We start from the raw sequence: 21,994 nt of genomic DNA, 5'->3' as shown, positions 1-21,994 counted from the left end.
ATTGGGATCACTAGACACTAGCTTGTTAGTCGTTCGCAAAACATGACTCAATCCGGACAATAGACTCCGCCTTGAAGTGCCGCGTTCCAAACAATGACCGAAAATCAGCAATTTGCCTACGCGATGACTTAATGTAGGCGGTCGATTGATCCCAGTTACCCAAAATAACCCCCATGGAATTTGCGCTTCCGAATCCTCAACTGCCGATGGGTTGTCCGACGGTGCTGTTAGCGTTCACGCCCAGTTGCAATCACAACCGCATTGGGGAGTTTTGCCGTGGGGGGCATACAGAGAAGACAGCGACGGGCCGGCCGGCCAGTCGCAGTGGCAGGGCTGGTCGCGCTGGCCCTGTCCGTGACAGGCATCAGCGCCGCACCAGGCGCCTCGGCAGCACCAGCAGTGGACACGTCGAGCGCGCAGACTCCGCCGGAGCGGCCGACGACCGAGCGGGAGCGGGCGGAGGACGCCGCCCTGGCGGAGGCGAAGCGCACGGGTAGGCCCGTCACCGTGTCGGCGGCGACGACCGAGACGGACACCGTGGTGGCCAATCCGGACGGCGCCCTGGGGCTGACCCGCAGCGTCGCCCCCGTGCGCACCAAGCGCGACGGCGGTTGGGTGGACCTCGACGCCACCTTGGTCAAGGCGGCTGACGGAACGTTCCGTCCGAAGGCCTCGGTGAGCGGTCTGACCCTGTCCGGTGGCGGCACCGCCCCGCTGGCCACCTTGGACCAGGACGGAAAGCAGCTGGTGCTGAGCTGGCCGGAGCCGCTTCCCGCCCCGGTGCTGGAGGGGGCCAGCGCCGTCTACCGCGAGGTGGTCCCGGGCACCGACCTCATGGTCACCGCGGACCAGAGCGGCGGGATCTCGCAGATCCTCGTCGTCAAGTCCGCCGAGGCCGCCAGGAATCCGAAGCTCGCGAAGCTGACTATGGGGCTCAAGGGTGAGGGTGTCACCGTTTCCGCAGACGGCCAGGGCAACCTGAAGGCCGCCGACGCGTCGGGCCGCACGGTCTTCCAGGCGCCGACCCCGACCATGTGGGACTCCACCGCCCCCGTCCAGGCCCCGCTCGCCAAGCCCTCCGGCACCGCCGCCTTCTCTCGGACGGTCATGAGCGCGGAGAGCGCACCGTCCGGTGCGGCGGACGAGGGCGTGGCCAAGACCGCCTCGGACAGCGACGGCCCGGGCGACTTCGCCAAGAGCACGCGGCTGCAGGCCGACCTCGGCAAGGACAGCATCGCCCTGACCCCGGACCAGGTTTTCCTGGCCGACCCGGCCACCGCCTATCCGGTGTACATCGACCCGGCGTGGACCCCCACCAACCGCGGCACCCAGCACTGGGCCTGGGTCCAGGAGGCCTACCCCACCACCACCAGCTACGACGACTACGCCGACACCTACGACCCGGGTGTCGGCTACCAGCGCTGGCGGACCAAGACGGGCCTGGAGCGCTACTACGTCCAACTCGACACCAGCGACCTGAACGACAAGAGCATCAAGAAGGCGTCCTTCTTCGCGACCCAGTCGTACGCCGCCGACGCCACCTGCGGCAACACCTACAACGTGGACCTCCACTCCACGGAGCCGCTCCTGCCGAACATCACCTGGGGCAGCCAGCCCCGCGACTGGGAGGTCCTGCGCACGACCTCCCTCAACAGCGCCGGCGGCTCCGGCTGCCCCGACTCCACCACGCGCGGCGAGTGGGACGTAGCCGACCACCTCACCGCCAACATGTGGCGCGGCAACATCACCTACGCCCTCTTCGCCTCGAACGAGACCAAGAGCAGCTCCAACAACGGCTTCAAACGCTTCACCCGGGACAAGAACAACCTGCCCTTCCTCTACATCGAGTACAACCGAGCCCCGAAAACCCCGTGGGGTCTCGCAATGTCCCCCGCGCCGCAGAGCCCGAGCGCCAACAGCTGTGGCTGGGTCGGTGCCACCTCCTACGCCGGCATGAGGGTCAGCGCCTGGACCGGCGACCCGGACGACATGGCCACCGAATCCCGTTTCATGGTCTACGACACCAAGGGCGGTGCTCCGGCCTACGACAGCGGCTACATCGGACAGGGCAGCGGCGACCACCAGGTTTCCGCACACCCGACCAACCTCGCCGACGGCACCTCCTACTCGTGGCAGGTCCAGAACTTCGACGGCGAACTGGGCTCGGCCTGGGTCGAAGGCTGCCGCTTCACCATGGACACGCAGCCACCGTCCGTCCCGGTCGTCACATCCGCCGAGTACCCCCCGTCCGGCACCCTGCCCGGCTCCACGAAGTACATCGGCCAGAGCGGAAACTTCACGGTAGCGGCGACCGACTCCCTCTCCGGTGTCCTGTACTACGAGTGGGCCTTCAACTCGGCGATCCCGGTGGGTGGCGCCAACCGCGTCGACGCCGCAGCCGTCGGCGGCGGCGCCACCATTCCGCTGACGCCCACGACCTGGGGCACCAACGTCCTGCGGGTCCAGTCCGTGGACCGGGCGGGCAACCGCTCGCAGCAGCAGACGTACACCTTCTACGTCCCCGACAACCCCAACGCCAAGACGACTCTCGGCGACATCACCGGCGACGAACGGGTCGACTTCATCGCGCCCGCCGACAACGGCGACCTGATCGTCTACCCGACCGCCACCGACCCGGCAACCGGCGGCGTGACCGCCTCCAACGTGGCCAACAGCCCGGGCGGCAAGGGCTGGGGCGGAGGCACCCTGACCACCCACCGCGGCGGCAACGGCATCCGTACCGACGACCTGTGGGCCTACCGCGACGGACAGCTCTACCTCTACCGAAACGCCTTCACCCATGGCGGCCTCGAAGCCCACGGCGGGTTCTATTTCACCGCAGGCGACAGGGGGGTTGTCGTTCGCCCGGATGCCTCCACTTGCACGGTGGCAGCCACTGGCGCCCCCTGCGGGAGCGTCAACTACGCGTCGAATTGGTCGGGCGTCAAGCAGATCCTCGCCGTGGGTGACGCCAAGCCGGAAGCCGGAGTCGCCCCGCTCAACGACCTGGTCACCGTGGAGAGTGACAGCAACGGCAGCCGCCTGCTGCTCTTTCAGGGCAAGGGGGCCACAGGCGCGCTGGAAAAGCCGGTCGTGCTCGTCCTCAGCCCCTCCGGCTGGGACAACCTGACCCTCATCGCCCCCGGAGACGCCACCGGAGACGGCCTGGCCGACCTGTGGGCCCGCGACAACACGACCGGTGACCTCTACCAGTACGCAAACGTCGCCGGGAACCCGGCCGCCCTCGGCGACCACACCAAACGCACCAAGATCGGTTCCGGAGTCTCCGCAGCCGCCTTCCCGGTGATCGGCTCCTCCGGCGACACCAGCGCCGACGTGCCCGGCGTCCCCGACCTGTGGGCCCTCGACAGCCAGCACCGCCTGCGCACCTGGAACGGCATCGCCACCAGCGGCAAGGTCACAGGCTTCCGCAAGGCCCAGACCATGGGCGACGCCCGCATCTCGACCTCCCACTGGAAGCTGAACGAAGGCACCGGCACGGCCGCCGCAGACCTGCGCGCCCGCAACAACGCCACACTCGGCGCCACCGGCGCCACCTGGGCCGCGGACACCGTCGCGGGCACCGCCACCGAGGTCGTCAACCTTGACGGCATCACCGGTACTGTCACCGCCGCCGGCCCCGCCGTCGACACCACCCGCAGCTTCACCGTCTCCACCTGGGCCAAGACCCAGGCGAACGCCGTGGTCCTCAGCCAGGACGGGCAGCATGCCAGCGGCTTCATGCTCTGGCACGACCAGGACGACAAGTGGCACTTCGGAATGTCCAAGAAGGACGACGACGGCTGGGACTACGACCAGACCACCGTCATGAACGACGCCGCCAAGGTCCGGATCAACGAGTGGACCCAGCTGACCGCCACCTACGACGACACCACCGGCCTGATCGCCCTCTACGTCAACGGAACCCTCGCCGGCACCGGCCACCACCCCAAGGCCAACGCCTGGAAGGCCACCGGCCCTCTCGTCCTCGGCCGGTTCAAGAACCAGAGCAAGCCCTGGTCCTTCTGGAGGGGACAGATAAGCAACGTGTCCGTCTACGACCACTCCACCGTCCCCTCAGCGACCCGCACCACCGTCGTCTCAGCGGTGAGTAGCACCAAGTGTGCGGACGACGACCACGGCAGCAATGCTGAAGGCACCCGCATCCACATCTGGGACTGCAACACCGACCCCGGCCCCTCTCAGACGTTCGAGATTCGAGAGAACGGCGAACTGCGCGTGGCCGGCAAATGCCTGACCACCGCAGCGGGAGGTACCGGAAACCGCACCCTCGTCCAACTCAACACCTGCAACGGTGCCGGCGGCCAGCAGTGGCTACCCACCGCCACCAGCGGCTTCTACAACCCGCAGTCCCTACGCTGCCTCGACCTGCCGTACGCCCGCACCGACAACGGCACCCAACTGGAACTGTCCGACTGCAACGCCTCCAACGCACAACGCTGGCACGCGTCCGGCCTCGCCTCACCCCTAGGAACCACCGGCTAACCCTGACCCAATGTCTAAGACCGCTGGCCCGTCTTCCCCGGTCACCCCAAGGGAGACGGGCCAGAGGCTTCTGAGCACGATCCACCCGTCTGGGATCCAGCCACCGCCATACCCATTGATGAAACCGGCAAGCGGGCCCACCAAAACTGGGCCGCAGCCCCCCGCCCTGATCCGCTACCCTGTCCCTGGGCTGCCCAAGTGGCAGCTCAGTACCTTGCCGAATGCGGCTGGAAGCTCGCGCAGAGTATTCAGCCGCGTTTCACGCAAGCCCCCGCCTTCGTGGGCCTTGCGGAAAACTCCGAAACCGCAGCTCAGAGCCCCACTTCCCAAAGCCTCAGGAACGCCTCTCCCCCATTTCGGGAACGAATGAGGCTCCTTCGCAGGTCAGCCAGTCGCCGCGCGCCCTCGATGGATCGACCCACTCGCGACTCCGGGATGCTCTTGGAGAGTGTCCAGCGCATCAAGGGCATGATGTTCGCTTGGCTTGAATTGATCAGCTACCAACCGGATTCACCCCCACGGCCCATAGCCCCCTACTGACCATTCTTAACGGGGGCCCATGAGGGTGACCCACCACCGACTTAGTGCCGAGCAGGCGGGCCGGGGCACCGGCAGGATCGTGGTCTCAGTGGCAGGACTCCCTCATCGCCCGGTCACCGGACGATGAGGGAGTCCTCCCGCGACCCTGACCACGCATCCACGCAGTCCTCGAGGACGAACTTCCCCGCAACGTTGCCCGGAAGGTCAAGACCACCACGCCACGCCCCAGGCGCTTCCAGCCCCTCACCGAAGCCCGACGACTCCTCCACGCGGCCCACGGTGATCGGCTCCACGCCCCTGTATGAACTCCCGCTGCGTACCGGCCTCCGCAAGGGCGAACTCCTCGGCCTCCACTGGGAAGACCTCGACCCCGACGGCGGCACCGCGAGCATCCACCGCTCGCTCCAGCGGACCCGCAGCCAGGGTCTGACCGTCTTGAACACCAAGACCCTGGCCTCCGAGCGGCGCATCGCCCTACCCACCGAATGCCTCAGCTCCCTCAAGATCCATCAGGAACGTCAGCAGGAGGAGCGCCAGGCGGCGGAACGAGCTGGACGAACAACGGCCTCGTCTTCACCACCCCGAAAGGCAGGCCGCTCGACCCCACCAACCTCACCCGCCGCTTCCGCCGCCTCCTCCACGACGCAGGACTCCGGACGATCCGCTTCCACGACCTCCGACACTCGACCGCCACCCTCCTCCTGGAACAGGGCATCGATCTCGTCGTCATCAAGGAACTCCTCGGCCACGCCCACATCGGCGTCACCGCCGGCGTCTACGCCCACGTACGCCTCCGCCTGCAGCGCCAGGCCATCGACACCCTGGGCGGTGCGCTCGGCCTGACCGACGACGACCCCAACGACCCACCCGCTGCAGTCGTCGTCCACTGACGTTGCCGTCAAACACCACAGCAGCCCCACCAGAAACAAATTCTGGTGGGGCTGTGAAGTCATTCAGCGTGACTGTTTACGGTTGAAATGGCTACCCTTTAAGTTCCTCGCCTCGCACCATAAGCTGTCGAGTCGCTTTCTCAACAACCTGGTCCCAGGGATATTTCAATAGTCGCCGCAATGCAGTGGTCGGAGTCTTCGGATGGCCAGCAATCAACGAGGCGACACTATCGTGCTCGTCGGCCGAAAGCAGCTCGAGAATGTCAATTGGGCAAGACATCTTGCTTGCGACTCGGTGGCGCACACGCCAATCATTATCGCGCGCGAGTATCCGGAGTATGCCGTCAGGCACGGTTCGATTATTGGCGACCCAGAATCGCATATCCGGATGGCTTGCCACTAGAGCTTTCCAGACTGACAGCGGCGCATCCTCACAGGTTGAACGCCTGCGCTCCACAGGATCTTCGCTCTCCACGAGCCGGACGAAATCGGCAGCAGTCTCGATCATCAGCAGACACTACCAGGCTTGACGTTGACCGCCTTGAGGTTCTTAAACGAAATCGACTTGCCAGTGTCGCCCTTATATTTTCCGTCGATGTAGGTGCCGTTAATATCAGCATCCCTGTACCACGCCAAGCCCGTCTTCGACTCAGTGAAGATTTTCCATTGCGAACCGCCATGCCCCGCCATGTCTTTGCTCCACCAATAGACGTTCCCAAGCCGGTCGGCAGGCATCTGATAATACGTCGCTCCGAACGGCCCACCGCGCATTACCTTCGTGGCAGCGTCGGGCGTCCAGCCGCCACCAGAATTATGGACCAGAACTGGCGTCTCACCAGCAAGTACATAGTACGTGTGTAGGTCGTCGACCGTGAGGTTGTACGTCCGGATGGAGAGGTCGAAGAAGTTCGCACCCTTCACTGGGACGATGACACCATCGTCCGAGCGGAGCGTCATGCCGGGACGGAGTTCCCCTGCAGGGATCCAGTCCTGGGCCGAGACGGACCAGAATGGGTGTTCCGTCGTCACCGTGAGGTCGCGATCGCCTTCAGGCGTAGCGACTGTGAGGTTGACGAAGCGCTTGTCGGCATCCGTGATGATGAGGTGCGTCACAGCCCGGGGACCGGTCTCGCCTGTGTTTGGGTCTGTCGCCAGGACCTGGTCGCCGACTTGAATTTCCTCAATCGACTTGCGGGATCCGTTAGCCATTTGCACTTGAGTGCCGGCGAGGAAGCACTTTCCACAGTTCCCCCCCACACGCCCACCTAGACCCTTGGCCAGAATCATCTGGAATCCGATGTTTTCACAGACAGGGCAGCGGTTTTCCGGCGTAACACTCTTGATTTGATCCCAGCGCCCGTAGGAATTCCGGATCTCGAGGCAGCCCTGAACCGTAATGTCGTCGCAGGCGAAGTCCCGGAACCAGAGTTCGACATTTAGTTCGTAGCTGAGGTACGGGCTGTACGTTCCATTCCACTGCATCTGCCGCACTGTCGGATAGTGCTTGACGAGATTCCTCGGGGGCAGTGGAGCCACGCCGTCTCCGAGATCATAGATGACCCCGGTAGTGCCGCCGCCCTTCTTTCCGTTGACATGAAGGTTGCTGCTGCCGCTAGCAGTGCTCGGTCCGTGCGGCTTGCCGTCGCTGCTGCAGAAGGGCGGGCACTTCTTGTCACTACCGTTGGTGTCCGGGTCTTCGTTCCAAATGGAGTCCGGGTTGTTGACGCTGCAACCGTCGCAGAAGAGGCCCGACGGGTCGGCCAGGTTGACCGGGTCGTTGCCGCTGTACGCATAGCCGTTCCACTGCTGTGGGTTGCCCGGCAGGAGGACGGGGTCCGTGCTGATGAAACGTCCCGTGGACGGCTGGTACTGGCGGGCACCCAGGTTGGTGAGACCGGTCGCGCTGTCCAAGGTGCCGCCAACGAAGCCCTTGTCCCCCTCCCACGTTCCGGGCGAAGGTTGGGAACCGCGGGGGTTCCCGAAGGGGTCCATTGCCCGTCGAGAGATGGCGAGGCTGCCAGAGTCGACGGTCAGCAGGCCAGTGCCATGGTGATCGGAGAGCTGAATCGTCATAGCCTCCGTGGCCACCCTGACCATGGTCAGGCCGCCCGGGATCGGGTAGTAGCGAGTACCAGTCAGCGCCTTGCTGTTGGTGTCGTAGGTGAGCTCGTCCCCGCCGAGGCGGATCGTGGTCTTACCCGGGTTGCGCTGGATCAGTTGGTCACCACTGGCGTCGTAGACGTATGAGGTGGTCTGGTCTGTTGCCATCCACTTCTGGCCGGCCGGCACCGTCGTCCCGCAGTCACCGAGTACCAGGTCGGTACCGTTCGTGCTGACATCACCGGGTACGGCCAGGCAGCGGGTAGCCGCCGGGTTGTACAGGGTGCCGTCGGAGCGCTTGGTCCAGGTCTGGGCGGGGGTACCGTCGCAGGGCTGAAGCAGGATGGTGGAGCCAGCCGTGGTGCCGGAGGCGGTGAGGCACTTGTTGAAGGTCTTGAGCAGGGAACCTGTCAGGTTGAACTTCTGTGCGCCGGTTCCGTTGCATGTGTCGATCTGAGCAGGCGTGCCGTTGACAGAGCTGGCCTGAAGACTCAAACACTTGCCACCGATGCCGGTGATCGAAATGGGCGGGGTGTAGCTGGCCAGCTTGCCTTCGGAGTTCCACACCAGCCCAGCGGTGCCAGACTTAGAGGTGTACATGCTCGTCGTGTTGCCGGCGGCGTCGAAGCGGTTGTTGGCGTATCCGATGGCGGTCCCACCGACTTTGATGGTGGTGCCGGTCAGTGCATGCGGGCCTCCGAGGCCTGCTCCGTTGTTTACGGTTCCCGCAGCTGTGAAGGTCTGGGTGTTGACCGTGTCCTTCGTGGTGTCGCCGGTGACGTCATGGACGGTGAACGTCTTCCGGTTGCCCGTCACGTCGTACGTGTAGTCGTGCCAGTACGGGTTACTTCCTCCGACCGTTGCCGCCGTCGGGGCCGCGCTGGTGCACCGACCTTGGTCCTTGGTCTGCTTCTGGCTTGCGGCGGGAACGGTGATGCCGGCCGTGTCAGTCCAAGCCGTGGTCATCCGCCCGAGGCTGTCGTAGGAGAAGCACTGCCGGTCGGTGGCGGAGGGCGTGTTGTCAGGGACTGTGGTGACGGAAGTGATCCGACCCGCGTCGTCGTACGTGTATCCGATCTGCTGGACAGCGCCGTTGAGCGAGGTCTGCTTGTCCAGGTACTGGTTGCGCATCCGGCCCGTGGCCTGGTCATAGTCGGTGGTGACCACAACCTGTGTCGCGTCGGGGTTCACCGTCGAGCGAATGACCCTACCGAGGGCGTCGTACTTGGTCTGCACGTCGTACGTCGTCGCGCCGGCGTACTTGTACATCTGGCCGTAGTCGTTGTACGAGTAGGACAACTCGTCGAGCGGCAGGCCACCCATGGCAGGAAGCAACGAATCCGTGAGCTGACCCGTGACGTTGTCGTACGTCGCAGTGGTGTTGTAGTTGAACGTAGTGCCCGCAGCCTGGCCGACCTCTGTTCCCGGGATACTCATGGTTGAGGAGATGACGCGGTAGGCGTCGTCATACCCCTTCACCGTGGTGGTGTAAGCCTTGCCGGCGCTTCCACCTACATACCTGGTCGATGCGGTCGCCTGCCCCTTGGCCACGGTGTCGAAGGTCCACTTGGTGAGTTGCTTCGCCGCTGTGACGGAATCCTCGTACATGCCGGTCTTGCGGCCGGCAAGGTCGTAGGTATAGGCGAGCTTCTTTCCGCGGCCATCGGTCGTGGTGGCAACGCGCGAGGCGCTGTCGTACTGCGTGAGCGACGTCCCGGAGTCCGGATCCACCTGCTGCGTCAGCCGTCCCTGAAGGTCGTAGCTGTACTCCCAGGTGTTGCCCGCCGCATCCTTGCGGGTCTCGGCCGCACCGGCAGCGGTGTAGGTGTAACCCGTGACGGTGGCGTCGCTGCGGTTGCCAGTGACCGTTGCCGTGTTGTACTGCCAAACTTCGCTGGTGCGGCCTCGGATGTCGCTGAACGTGCTCGTCGGATACGCGCTCTGTGGCGGAACGACGTCCGTGCGTCCCGCGTCCGGATAGCTGCTCGTCGTGCGCGCCTGCTCCACGCCAGCGGACCAGGAGGCCGACACCCTCGGCCGGCCGCGGCCGTCGTAGGAGGTCCGGACCTGATGGGGAATGGTGGAGTCTGCCGCCACCACACGCGTGCCGCCCGGGCCAGCAGTCTTGTCGTACCAGGCGGTACTGACACTGGCCTCGCGGCCTTGGGAGTCATAGCGACTGTCGCTGACGAGCCGGCCCGTGTACGCCGGATTCGGCGGAGTCGACTGGACCTGGCGGCTGCGACCGAAGCCGTCGAGGAGGTCCACAGCCTTCGTCCGGACCGGTGTGCCTCCGTCCCTGGTGAGCGTGTTGGTTGTCCGCGAGGACGGTACGCCCGGCGTGTCGGACACCGTATAGGCGAAGGTGATGTTCGCCTCGGGGTTGAGCTGCGGGGTCCGGCCCGGCAGCCAGACGGCTGTCCCCCGGCCGAGGGCGTCGTAGGTCTGGGTTGTGACCTTGCCGTTGGGGTCCGTACTGGTCAGACGGGCGTCGCGGCGCGTTCCCATCGTGTAGACCGTGTCCCAGGTGGCGTCGGACTCTCCGGGAGCCGGGACGGAAACGGTGATCTTCTGCGGGAGTTCACCAGTCGAGGGCGCGGTGTAGCTCGTCTTGGTGGTGGTGCCCGTGGGGTGCTCGGTGTCGGTGACCCGCGGGTCGGTCACACTCACCGTGCGCCCGTAGACGTCTCCTGTGTAAGTAGCGGTGGTGACGTAGGCCGCCGCGCCATCCGTGCCGTAGTGATCCAGCGCTTGGGTGCCGGACGGTGCACCGATAGCTCCAGCCTGACCGTATGGCTTGCCGTCGTACAGGGTCCGCTTGCCTGCAACCGTGTTCGCGGCGACTGCCGGGACGGTGCAGGCGCCTGTACCGGAGACCGTGACCGTTTCGGAGATGAGGTCGTTGCGCTGGGCGTCCGGTCCTGTCGCGTACTCGGTGCGCGTGCACAGGTCCGGCAGGCCGTCTGCCTGATCGAGGGCACTCTTCACACGGTTGTTGTGGGTCTCATCGGACTTCGTGGTGAGGGTACGAGTCCTCCAGGTCCCGTCAGCCTTGCGCTCCTGGCTGGTGGCCGTGGTCGAAGTGGCGGCGTATCTGGCCACAAGGTCGGGCAAGCTATTTCCGACGGTGTGTCTCGCCGTCTCGATCTCGCGCAAGGAGCTGTTCACCGTCCGGGCGGTGACGGTGCCGTCCGCCTGATCGAAAGTCTCGGTCTGGAGGACCGCACCGCTCAGCCAATCCACGTCGGTGACGTCCTGGCCTAGCGCATCGGTCAGGTGAACGCTGCGAGTGCCTCCGTTCTTCCGTTTGTCGCCGTCCATGCCGGGCCGGTACGTGGTGCGGGACTGTGAGCGTGGGCCGTCCGTGCCACTGCCCACGGTGGAGGTCACGGTGGTGAAGCCGCGGAAGTCTCCCCAGGTGCGGGCGTTGGCCTCAGTGAACTCACTGTCGTCCCGGTGCCATGCGGCGGGACCGTAGGTGTAGTTGGTGGTCTTCCGCGGCGCGTCCGTGGTGGTGTCATTCTCCGTCACGGATTTGACCGTGTAGTGGTTGAACCAGTCCAGGACCGGATCCGCGTCGACAAACGAGCCCTTCGGGGACCACCGGACCGGGTAGCAGGCCATGGTGTTGTTGTCTTCCGCGGCCGGCATCACCTTGTTGATGCGGGAGCAGCCCGGGAGGTTGTAGTCCACATTGAGGACGGCGCCGGTCTCCGTCTTGATCTGCTGGATGCGCGCGCGGTTCATGAGTGGTGGGGCCGGCACCAGATCCGTGCCATCAACCCGGTTCGGAAGCATGACGGGCGTGAAGGTGACCGGCTTCAGGGGTACGGCCGGCGACTCGGCCTTGCCTGTGCGCAGCACGGAGTCCAGCCACAGGACCTTCTGGCTGGTGGCGTCCGACGGGGAAGGGAAAGAGTGCTTGAGTTCGTAGTGGTCGATGGCCTTCCAGGCCTTGTTGATTCGAACCTCAGTGGTGATGTCCGACAGACGCTTGGTGGTGAAGTAGGTCGGGCTGTAGGTGGTGCAGGTCCCGGTCTCCTTGCACTCCTGGTCGATGGGTACGTCTGGCCAGTTGACCTGGTTGGCCGCCGTACGCTTGGCCGCATCACAGACCTCTTGGTCGCAGCGCTCGTCCGTGCCGAAGGTCACTCGGGAGGCCGGCTCGAGCGCGCCCTTGGCCGCGATCTGCTCGCTGAGCCGCTGCCCATAGGCGATCTTGTGGACGGTCGTCGCGCGCGTGTACTCCGTGCGGCTACCAGTTCCCGCGTTCTGAGCGCCACCACGCTCGTACCAGTTGGTCTCGGGAGCCCAGGTGTATGTGGTGAGGTTGCCGTTCGGGTCCACGACGTAGTCGAGGGAGAGGCGCTGCCACATCTTGCAGTACGAGGCCTTGCCCTTGGAACTGTCGTAGCAAGGGTCTCCGCTCTTCGGCGAGTAGACCGGGACGCTGGAGACGGAGTTGGTTGCCGGGTCGGACTTGTCGCCGCCGGGCAGGTGGTTGACGCCGAAGTAGAAGATTGTTCCGGAGCTATCCGTCATCTTGGCGTAGCCGCCACCCTGGACGCCGTTGGCGGCACCGGAGCCGAACTCGATCTTGCTGCCGTCGTCCCCCTTGAGGCGCCACGTGCCCGTGGCAGCATCAGTGGTGGCTCCGGACGTGCCCTGGCTGTCGTCCCGGACGAGCTGCCCACTGTGGGAGCCCGCCGAGACGGTGGCGTTGAAACCGCTCCAGCACAAGTCGCCCGAGTTGTCGATGCCGTTCTTGTCGCACAGCTTGAAAGTCCGCTCGATGTAACCGGGGTTGTAGTCCCAGCCGTCACCGACCCACGAAGCCTGGGAGTTCGTCGCGGACGTACGACCGTCCACCGAGGATGAGTTGTAGCCCAGACTTACACCGGGTGCCACGCCTCCGAGGGCTGGTGGCATCTCAATGGGGTAGCTGTACATCATCGAGCCGGCGGCAGCCCCGGTTGCCCAGCCGGAGGAGGAGGCCAACGAAGTGGCCGTATATGAGCCGCCGCCGCCCGAGGGGCTGGATTCGGCGGCGAGCACGATGCCCTGCACGGGTGCGGCGGGCGGAAGAGGTGATGCCGATCCCGCCAGTTTCCCGGACTGCTTGGCCATCGGTGTCAGAACCGATTGGCCCACTAGTGGGACGGCAACGACTGCGCTGACGCGGCCGGTGACCTTGTCGTAGTCCATCGCCACGGGCGTGCGTTCGCGACACTCGGCGCGTTCCGGAGTAAGTGCGGCGCACGAGGGTAGTGCCACCAGACGGCCGCGCGAGACGAACTCCCCGTCCGTGGAACCCTGCAGGGCACCCATATCGAGAGAGACGCGGGTGGAAACGCTGCTGGCCGCGCTACCGGTGCCCTGCTGCGACGCCGAGAGTGTCAGCAGCTCACCGTGGACTCCCGCTCCCTCAGTGGAGTGCGTAGCTCCTCGAAGGACCGTCACAGTGGTCCCGGCCTGACCCTCCGCGCCGGTAGGTGCAATCCACACCGGTAGATCGCCTGCCTGGGCGGGAACTCCGGGCCGTGCCGATGCCAGATCCGCCTCTCCAATCTGCGCCGGTCGCTCGGCGGGCACCTGCCCTGGCTCCAGACGCTCAGGAACCGGGTAAGGCGGTTCGACCTTTCCCTCCGCACTGGCAGCCGTCACCCCCAGCGAGGCGGTTTCCGGAAGTGGCGTCTGCGGAGGCTCCCATACCTTGCTGAAGTCCGGTTCGTCCGGCAGCGCCTGCCCGATAGGCACGGAGAGCAATGACCCTGTAAGGGCTAGAACGATCGGAACAGACACCCGTATCCGATATTTGCGACGACGTCTGCGCATACCAAAGGATGGCATCGCGATTCCCCCTGAAGCTGAGACGGCCGCGATCTTTGACGATCAACGGCTTAATCGAAGGGAATTTACCTGCATCCCCAACCTCAAGCCCAACAGATATTTGGATCGTGACGTGTTTTACGTCACACCAGATGGTGGAATTTTGACTCTCGCACCCTCCCCCGGAAGGCGCGAACGGCCGAAATCCACAACCTCCCGATCGAATGCCCCGTCGGGCGTTGACGGCATACTGACCCTAGGCACCTCAGGGCAACCTCGACCAGGCCAGCGCCCCACACCGGCAGGCACAGGGGATCCGTAGTGGCAATTTCAGCCAAGGCGGCCCGAACATGCCGATTGCTTTTCGATGCTGCTTTGCAGCACTCTGCGGCATTTCATGCATGAGGGGTGGAAGATTCCCTTTACAGGTTGCTGGACAGTCGCGTTCCTGTCAGAGTGCTCCGGATCTCTGCGCGAAATTGTGCGGAGGCGCACAGGAAATGGGGGGAGTTCGCAATCGTGAGAAATGCACCAAGACCCACCATGCGGATCCTACTGAAGCAGCGGATTGCCATGTACCGTCCAAATTCGGCCATGGCGGCTTTGGTCCTTTCGACGGCTATGCTCATGTCCGCGCCGTACGCCGCGCAGGCAGCCACCCAGCCGCCCCTTACGGGCAGCAGCACCGCCGCACCCGATCCCGCTGTCCTCACGCCCGCCGAGAAGGCACGTGAGGAAGCGGTGAGAACCGGTGAGGAGGTGCCTGTGCCCGAGCTCACCACGGAGTACTCCACGACCCTGGTGACGCCGGAAGGCAAGCTGCGCACCGAGCAGAGCCTGCTGCCGGAGCGGACGAAGAACAAGCAGGACGGCGGCGAATGGGTCGCGCTGGACGACACGCTGACCGTGGGGGCGGACGGCACGGTCGTACCGAAGGTGTCGAGTTCCGGATTGGCCATCTCCGGCGGCGGCACGGGACCGCTCGCCACCATGACCACCGAAGACGGCAAGCAGCTGTCGGTGTCCTCACCGTTCCCGGGTGCGCTGCCCACACCGAAGCTCACCGGTAACGGCGCGCTCTTCGAGAACGTCGCCGTCGACACCGATCTCCAGGTGACCGCCACCAAGTGGGGCGGCTACACCACGGTCCTGATCCTTCGCACCCCGACCGCGGCCGCAAACCCTGCCGTGCACAACCTGGTCTTCCCCGCCACGACCAAAGGTTTGACCCTGTCGAAGGGCGAGGACGGCAGCCTCAAGGCGGCGAGCGGCGAGGACGTCGCCTTCCGGGCGCCAGCGCCGCTCATGTGGTCCGCGAAGGAAGCCCTTCAGCCGGCCACACGAGGGGCCAAGTACGCGGATCTCGAGGCGCCAGCGGAAACGACCTCCGAGGAGGAAAGCTCCCGGAATGGCCTGAGCAGTGCTGAGGGGCCCGGTGCGGGTGCCACCGTGGCGAGCATCCCCGTCACCCGGGCCGAGGTCACCGGGTCGGACACGCAGGCCACCGGTGCCATCGCGCTCGCGCCGAGCCCGGATCTACTCGACGGTGCGAACACCAGCTACCCGATCTACGTGGACCCCGCCTGGTCCGCCGACGCCCGCGGCAAGCAGCACCATGCCTGGGTCGGCAGTGCCTGGCCCGGGACCGGCAACTTCGACCGGACCGGTTCGTCCGAACGCGACCGTCCGGGTGTCGGCTACCAGGGCTGGGAGACCCAGAAGGGCATCGAGCGCGCGTTGTACGAGTTCGCCGTCAACGGGTACTCCGGCGCGACCATCAACTACGCCAACCTGCGCGTGAGCCAGTACATCTCCTCCGACTGGTCGTGCACGAACAAGTACTCCGTGGACGTCTACCGGGCCCGGGAGTTCGACAGTTCCGTGTCCTGGAACAACCACGAGATCCGGGAGTGGATCGCCGCCCAGGACGTCCCCGGCAACGGCAGCTCCGGCTGCGCCGATGACGTCCCCGTGGACTTCAACGTCACCAACACGATGCGTGACGCGATCCGCGACACCAGCAAGCCGCTCGCCTTCGCTCTGCGAGGGCCGGAAGGCTCCGGAAGCAAGATCGCTTTCAAGCGGTTCTCGTACAACGCGACGCTGAGCACACAGTACGACTTCCCGCCCCTGGCCCCGGAGAACCCGCACACCATCCCAGGGCCGCGCCGCGTGGTCGCCGGTGACACGCAGGCCTGCGGCAATGTGGCCGAGGCCCAGTACGGGTGGATCACCACGAGCAACGTCACCCTCGCTTCCACCGTCAAGAGCCCCAACCAGGGACAGCTGACCCAATGGGTGGACCTCTTCGACACGACCGACTCCGCGACAGCACAGCAGGGCTGGTCGGGCTTCGTGGGAACGGGCAGCGAGGCACGGTACACAACGCCCTACGGCACTCTGAAGGACGGACACAACTACGCCTGGGCCACCCGGGGAGACGACGGACTGCTCCGCGGCCCCTCCAGCACCACCTGCCACTTCGCGGTGGACCTCACCCCGCCAGTCATGCAGTTCGGGAAGGTCACCGACCTGACCAAACAATTCCCGCCGTCAGGCAACGGGCAGACCACCAAGCTCGGTCTCGGCGACACCGGCACCATCCCCGTCGTCGCCTCCGACGCCAGCCCCGGCACAGGTCTACGCCGTTCCGGTCTGGCCTGCGTCGAGTTCGGCTTCGATCCGCAACTCGCCGATGCAACCCAGAAGTGCGGCAGCCCGCTCTCCCTCACGGGCATCAGCGTCAAGCCCACCCACTGGGGCACCAACATCGTCTACGCACGGGTCCTCGACGAGGCCGGCAACGCCTCACAGACCCACTCGTACGCCTTCTACGTGCCGTGGAAGCCGGGCCCGGTCGCTTTCGGCGACACCAGCGGCGACGCCCGCCCCGACATCCTGCTCCCGGACAGTGCGGGGAACCTGATCGCCTACGGACGCGCCAGCGACGGAACCGCGGCCAGCATGATCCCCAGCGGCACCACCGCCACCGCCCTCCAGGGGCCGGAGACGGGTGCCGGTACGACGTGGAAGGACTATCGGACGTCCCACCGCGGCTCCCGCGACCCGGGCCGCAACGTGGACGACCTCTTCGTCCACCAGGAGCCGACCACCATCGGGGGTCTCGGAGGCACGGACCTCTTCTCCTACGACAACAACCTCACCAACCCCGGCACGTTCGACCTGAGCACGAAGGAATCGATCGCAAAGCCGGCCTGCAAGGAGAGCACCTACACCCCTTCCTGCGCGGGCTACCACAACGTCATCTCCTGGGAGTACTCGAGCCAGATCACCATGACGGGCCCGGCCAGGACCACCCGTACGCCCAGCCGAACCGTCACGGACGCCACCGGAGCCCTCGCGGTGGAAGCAGGCAAGCTCTGGTTCTACCCGGTGCGCTCCAATCAGAAGCTCGGCGAACCCACCCTGGTCGACGACAGCAGCCCCTGGGACGACAAGGACCTGATCGTCCCGGGCAACGCCTTGCGCATCGGCGCCACGACCGACACCGCGCCGGCCCTCTGGGTGCGCAACCGAACCACCGGAGACGTCTTCCAGTACGACATGAAGACGGCCTCGCGCCCCATCGATCCCAATGACCCCACCGGTCCCGCACTCATCGTGGTGACCGGCCTGAGCAAGCAGCCGTCCACCCGGATCCACTCAGGCATCAAGGGCGTCGACTACCCGCGGGTGGGCTCGGACGGAGATCTGACCGACGACGGCATCCCGGACCTCTGGGCACAGGACAAGGCCGGAGTGCTGTACGCCTGGTCCGGGACGGCGAGCGCTCCCGTCTCGGGCATCCGTACGGTGACGGGCTTCGTCGAGCGCGAGGCCCGTGCCACCGGGCGGGCCCCGACGATCGAATGGCGGCTCGACGGCAACTCCAAGGCGATTCCCGCGGTGAACTCCGAGGGGGTCTCCAACACGACCACCGCTTCGGGTGTCACGTACCCGACGGATCGCTTGGACGGCCGGGACCGTCCGGTCGGATCCTTCGACAAGACGGTCTCGTCGGTGGTCACCGGTCCGGCCAAGGTCGTCGACACCCGGAAGTCCTTCACCATCAGCACCTGGGCGAAGGCCAACGAGGCCGAGGACACCATCGTCAGCCAGGACATGGTGCACGCGAGCAGCTTCAAGATCTGGTCCGACGGCACCGACTGGCGCTTCGCCATCGCCCGTGGTGACGACGACGCCTGGCCTTATGACCACAACGCCGCGGTCACTGCAGCGAACGCCGTCGACAAGGGCAAGTGGACCCAGCTCACCGCCACGTACAACGCCACGACCGGAGCGATGAGCCTCTACGTCAACGGCGCTCTGGCCTCCAGCGGCCACCACTCCGCGACCACCAGCCCGGCACCCAGCGGCCGACTGATCCTCGGCCGCGAAAAGTACCAGAGCAAGCCGGCGAACTGGCTCAGCGGCGGCATTGCGAACCTGTCCGTCTACCAGGACTACGTTCCCTCCATGACGGCGTCCAACGTCCCGATCCGGTTCGCCGCATCGCCGGATGTCTGTATAGACGCCCCGAACAACAACACCGCCGACGGCCAGCGCCCCGCACTGCACGGCTGCAACGGCACACCGGCCCAGCAGTTCGACATCAATGCCGCCGGCACCATCACCCTGAACGGACAGTGCGTCTCAGCCGACGGCAACCAGACGGCGTCCGGTACCCCGGTCGTCTTCTCGAGCTGCAAGGGTCAGGGCGGCCAGCAGTGGCTCCTACGCGCTGACGGCAGCCTCTACAACCCGCAGGCGAACATGTGCCTGGACGTCCCCTGGGCAAGCCGAACCTGGGGAACCACCTTCATGCTGGTCGCTTGCAACGGCACCCCGGCCCAGCGCTGGAGCATTCCCACGTTGACCGCGGCGAACCTGCCGTACTCCCCGTAGCCCCACCACCAACCACCACAAGGCGCTCGGCCTGGGTCTCCCGGCCGACCGCCTTGTGGTTTCCTCCTCCAGCACGACCGTGCGGCCAGACCTCCCCATGGGGACAGGCTCGATGTCAGAAACTGTCTTCGGGCAGACGCCGCATGGCGTACGAGACGACATCCATCGCCGCTACGCTGCCCTGGAGGCCAATCTGGATCAGGTCCTCAGCCGTGTACCGGGCTGAGGTGGGAAGCCCAGCCAGACCCACTTCTTCCGTGGTTGCCAGGTGCAGCTGGCACAGATCGCACCACAACCCCTCAGCCGCCAGTTCCAGGTCGAACAGCAGGGCGGTGGTCGTGGCCCGCAGAAACAGGGCAGCCGCTTCGGTCTGGCAGGCCGGGCATCTCGTCAGCGCCTGGAAGAGAGGGCCGCCCGCCTGATCGACCTCCACAACCACGAGCCCGCGCTGCGCGACGAGCGACGCCAAGCGGTCCGAAGTCCCCTCCGGCATGTCCGTGAATCTGGCCCGGGCCCGCGAGGACGCCTGCTGCAGACGAAGCCGAACGCTCTTCTGGAGCCGATCGGCACGGTCATCGAGCACCACGCGCACCAGGTCAGACCAGTGACCCCAGAACTCTGCATGGTCCAGATCCATGTGGTTGAGCAGCAGACAGACTGCCTCGACGAACGGCTCCAGGAAGTCCTCCGGCACGCTGGTGCCCAGGTGTGCGACACCGTTGCGGAGCTGGATGAGGGTATCCAGCTCCTCGTCCTTCACCGGCAGCACCTCCATCTTCCGCAGTCGGTCGATGGCTCCCTGGGCGCCGACCGTGCGGAGCTTCTTGGGCAAGGATGTAGCGCCGGCCAGGTGCAGCAGAGCATCGTCCTGCCGGCTGGACAGTTCCACGAGCAGGACCGGGTTCACCCGGGCAAGCGCAGCCTTGGCCAAACGCTCGATGCTGACTCCCGCCTCCAGGAGGAAGACCTCGGCCTCCCCCGCGGGCATGCGCGTCTATGGCCAGACGCGCGAAGTCCCGGGCGCCGGAGGTCAGATACTCGGACGAGATGGGTGACTCCATGCACGGACGATAGGTCAGTACGCCCGGCAGACGGGCAGATTTCCAAGACCACCCGGCACCTAAGGGCACATTCCACGCAGGTCACACACGACGTCCGCGCTGGTCACAGCGACACACCCCGCCAAGAGCCGCGGGCCCAATCGACGGCTATCCCCACCTCCTCGCAGCCCTGACCTCACTCTCAGTCGTGACCGCCTACCTCGCGCTTGGCGCCTTCGGGGGAGGACCGCACCGGAGGAAGATTTCGCACCTCTCATGACACGACTGCGCAGGCAGCCTCCGGATCGGCACCATCGGCTCGTCCGTTCAGCACAGAGTGATCCAGCCGTCCGGGATCCACCCCTCCACGTATCCCTCGAGGAAGAGCTCCAGATCCGGGATGCCCAGGTGCCGTACTTCTAGAGGAATCTGTCGGTACGGGACCCAGCGCAACTCCGCCTTGCCCTGTACGTGAGGAAGCGCGGACGCGAGACCGAGATGCACAGTGAAGATCCAGGCCTCACTTCGGTGAGGACCGGCACCCACGCCGCCCGTGTCGGCCTTGAACCTGCCCGTCAGGCCCCCGAAATGCACCCCACCCAGCGGCGCCACCACGGAAGCAAGACGCCGGGCTGCCCTGACATGAGACTCCCCGTCGGATCGCCGCCCTGCAGGAAGAGCCCAGCGGCCACCAGCGCCTGGCGGCCCGGCTCGGAGCAGCGCCACCCGGTGGCGCGTATCGAAGCACACGAGGAACACGTCACGCCGCACCTTCGGTGCATACATGCACATAGGCGTGAGCGTAGGAGGCAGCGCGGCGCCCCGCATCCACGACGGGCCAGGCAGGTGACCGCCCGGTCGGGCCTACTCGGCCGGAGGGCTGGTCGGCAGGGCTGCGAGGCCAGGCCAGATCTGGAAGCCGAGTGCGACCTCCAGGCGCGCCAGGGTTCCGATGTCGGGCAACACTTTGCCGCCCAGGACGCGACCGATCGTCGTGTGGTTGATCCCCGTGGCTTCCGCCAGAGTTCGCAGACTCTGACCGCTGGAGGCGAGCCCGCGCTCGAGGTTTCGCGCCAGCGCCTGCGCGAAGTGGGCGCTGACGGGTGCGTCGGGGGCGAGAGCGGCGTGAGGCCAGGCGCCGTCAGCCACATACGCGCTGGGCACCTTGTCGTTACTGCTCCGGGGCATGCCTGGATCATCCCATGCACCCATTGGCGTTCCCCTCTCCATGCGCGAGACTGAGGCCAGAACGGTGCATACATGCAGCGCGCGCCAAGCTTCCCACGCCCGACACCCCTGAGGTCGGCGGAACACACCGGGCGAGAGCCGGCCGCACGCTCCGCCGCTCGGGGCCAACCCGGCCCGGCAGCTCACCCGCCCACAGGTGGGTTGCCTCCCCCACTTCACTCCCGTGCGCCCCCACTCGGCACGTGCTTGCCTCACTGACTCTGGGTAGCTGAGGAGTCGAGCAAGATTCGCAGGCCAGACCGGGGACGCTTTTGTGAAACATCATGTTCCCGCAAAGCCTGGGCCACGGCATTCCAGTCTCGTTCGACCCCTTTCCACATTTTCCACTGCGGCCTCACATGAGGGAATTACGAAGATGCCCTACCGGGGCAATGAGACTGTCGATACGCTCAAGAGGAATTCCAGTTCAGGGAATTGAGGGGAGGCACTTCATGCGTTCACGTCGGGCACGGGGTGTCCTTGACCAGCTGAGGCGCCTGGCCGCCGGTGACGCATCCAAGCGCGCGGAAGCGAAGGACCGCCTCGTGCGGGCAGAACAGGAGGTTGCGTTCGCCCGCTCGCTCTTCGAGTCGGCGGACACCCGCGCCGAGATCTCACAGCGGGTGGCCCTGGAGGCCGAGGAGCTGTTGCCCCACACCGACCAGGATCAGACGGGCACACCCACATCAGGCAAGCGCGCCCAAGAGGGTGGAGCCAGGACGCTCGGCGAGGAGTTGCTCGCCTTTGCTCGCGCCAGGCGGCGCATCACACGTACCGAGATCGTCGAGCACCTCAGCTCCGCACGCCCTGACATCAAGATCACCGGCGTCGGTCCCGAACTCACCCGACTGACGAGGGCAGGAGTGCTGCTCCGCGTCAGCCACGGCACCTACGCGATTCCCTCCAGCACCCGAGGAGATGGTGCGTAGAGGATGGCATGAATTCGGATACGACTTC

The 21,994-nt window shown here is 65.8% G+C and carries 8 protein-coding genes and 1 pseudogene; 4 read left to right on the top strand and 5 right to left on the bottom strand.

From position 1 onward, the window contains the following. The first annotated feature begins 324 nt into the window (after positions 1-324). Positions 325-4,506, top strand: a complete 4,182-nt coding sequence (locus J7F03_RS42150) for a LamG-like jellyroll fold domain-containing protein (RefSeq protein WP_214956101.1) — start codon at positions 325-327, stop codon at positions 4,504-4,506. A 698-nt stretch (positions 4,507-5,204) separates the two neighbouring features. After that, a pseudogene (locus tag J7F03_RS33150) lies at positions 5,205-5,936 on the top strand (tyrosine-type recombinase/integrase); the annotation flags it as partial. Between the two features lie 91 nt (positions 5,937-6,027). Here the strand turns inward: J7F03_RS33150 and J7F03_RS33145 are convergent. Then, positions 6,028-6,444, bottom strand: a complete 417-nt coding sequence (locus tag J7F03_RS33145) for a hypothetical protein (RefSeq protein WP_214956100.1) — start codon at positions 6,442-6,444, stop codon at positions 6,028-6,030. Beyond that, on the bottom strand, positions 6,444-13,241 hold the full coding sequence (locus tag J7F03_RS33140; RefSeq protein ID WP_214956099.1) for a polymorphic toxin-type HINT domain-containing protein: 6,798 nt from the start codon (positions 13,239-13,241) through the stop codon (positions 6,444-6,446). Before J7F03_RS33140 ends, J7F03_RS33145 begins: the two co-directional genes overlap by 1 nt. A 1,389-nt stretch (positions 13,242-14,630) precedes the next feature. Here J7F03_RS33140 and J7F03_RS33135 point away from each other — a divergent pair. Then, entirely contained in the window at positions 14,631-18,770 is a 4,140-nt protein-coding gene (locus tag J7F03_RS33135; protein WP_214956098.1) for a ricin-type beta-trefoil lectin domain protein, read from the top strand. 115 nt (positions 18,771-18,885) lie between these two features. On the opposite strand, the gene J7F03_RS33130 is transcribed toward J7F03_RS33135, so the two are convergent. From J7F03_RS33130 to J7F03_RS33120, 3 genes are all read right to left on the bottom strand, one after another. Beyond that, on the bottom strand, positions 18,886-19,758 hold the full coding sequence (locus tag J7F03_RS33130) for a hypothetical protein (RefSeq protein ID WP_214956097.1): 873 nt from the start codon (positions 19,756-19,758) through the stop codon (positions 18,886-18,888). A 379-nt stretch (positions 19,759-20,137) separates the two neighbouring features. Beyond that, positions 20,138-20,596 carry an NUDIX hydrolase gene (locus J7F03_RS42810; protein WP_374104424.1) on the bottom strand — a complete coding sequence of 153 codons (459 nt, stop codon included), beginning with the start codon at positions 20,594-20,596 and terminating at the stop codon, positions 20,138-20,140. A 78-nt stretch (positions 20,597-20,674) separates the two neighbouring features. Then, on the bottom strand, positions 20,675-20,998 hold the full coding sequence (locus J7F03_RS33120) for a helix-turn-helix domain-containing protein (RefSeq protein WP_214956095.1): 324 nt from the start codon (positions 20,996-20,998) through the stop codon (positions 20,675-20,677). 584 nt (positions 20,999-21,582) lie between these two features. Here J7F03_RS33120 and J7F03_RS33115 point away from each other — a divergent pair. Beyond that, positions 21,583-21,966, top strand: a complete 384-nt coding sequence (locus J7F03_RS33115; protein WP_214956094.1) for a type IV toxin-antitoxin system AbiEi family antitoxin domain-containing protein — start codon at positions 21,583-21,585, stop codon at positions 21,964-21,966. Positions 21,967-21,994 lie beyond the last annotated feature (28 nt).

This window comes from Streptomyces sp. ISL-43, assembly GCF_018614195.1.
Taxonomy (GTDB): domain Bacteria; phylum Actinomycetota; class Actinomycetes; order Streptomycetales; family Streptomycetaceae; genus Streptomyces.
Note: the sequence above shows the minus strand (reverse complement) of the source record. Positions and strands in the feature narration are given on the sequence as shown.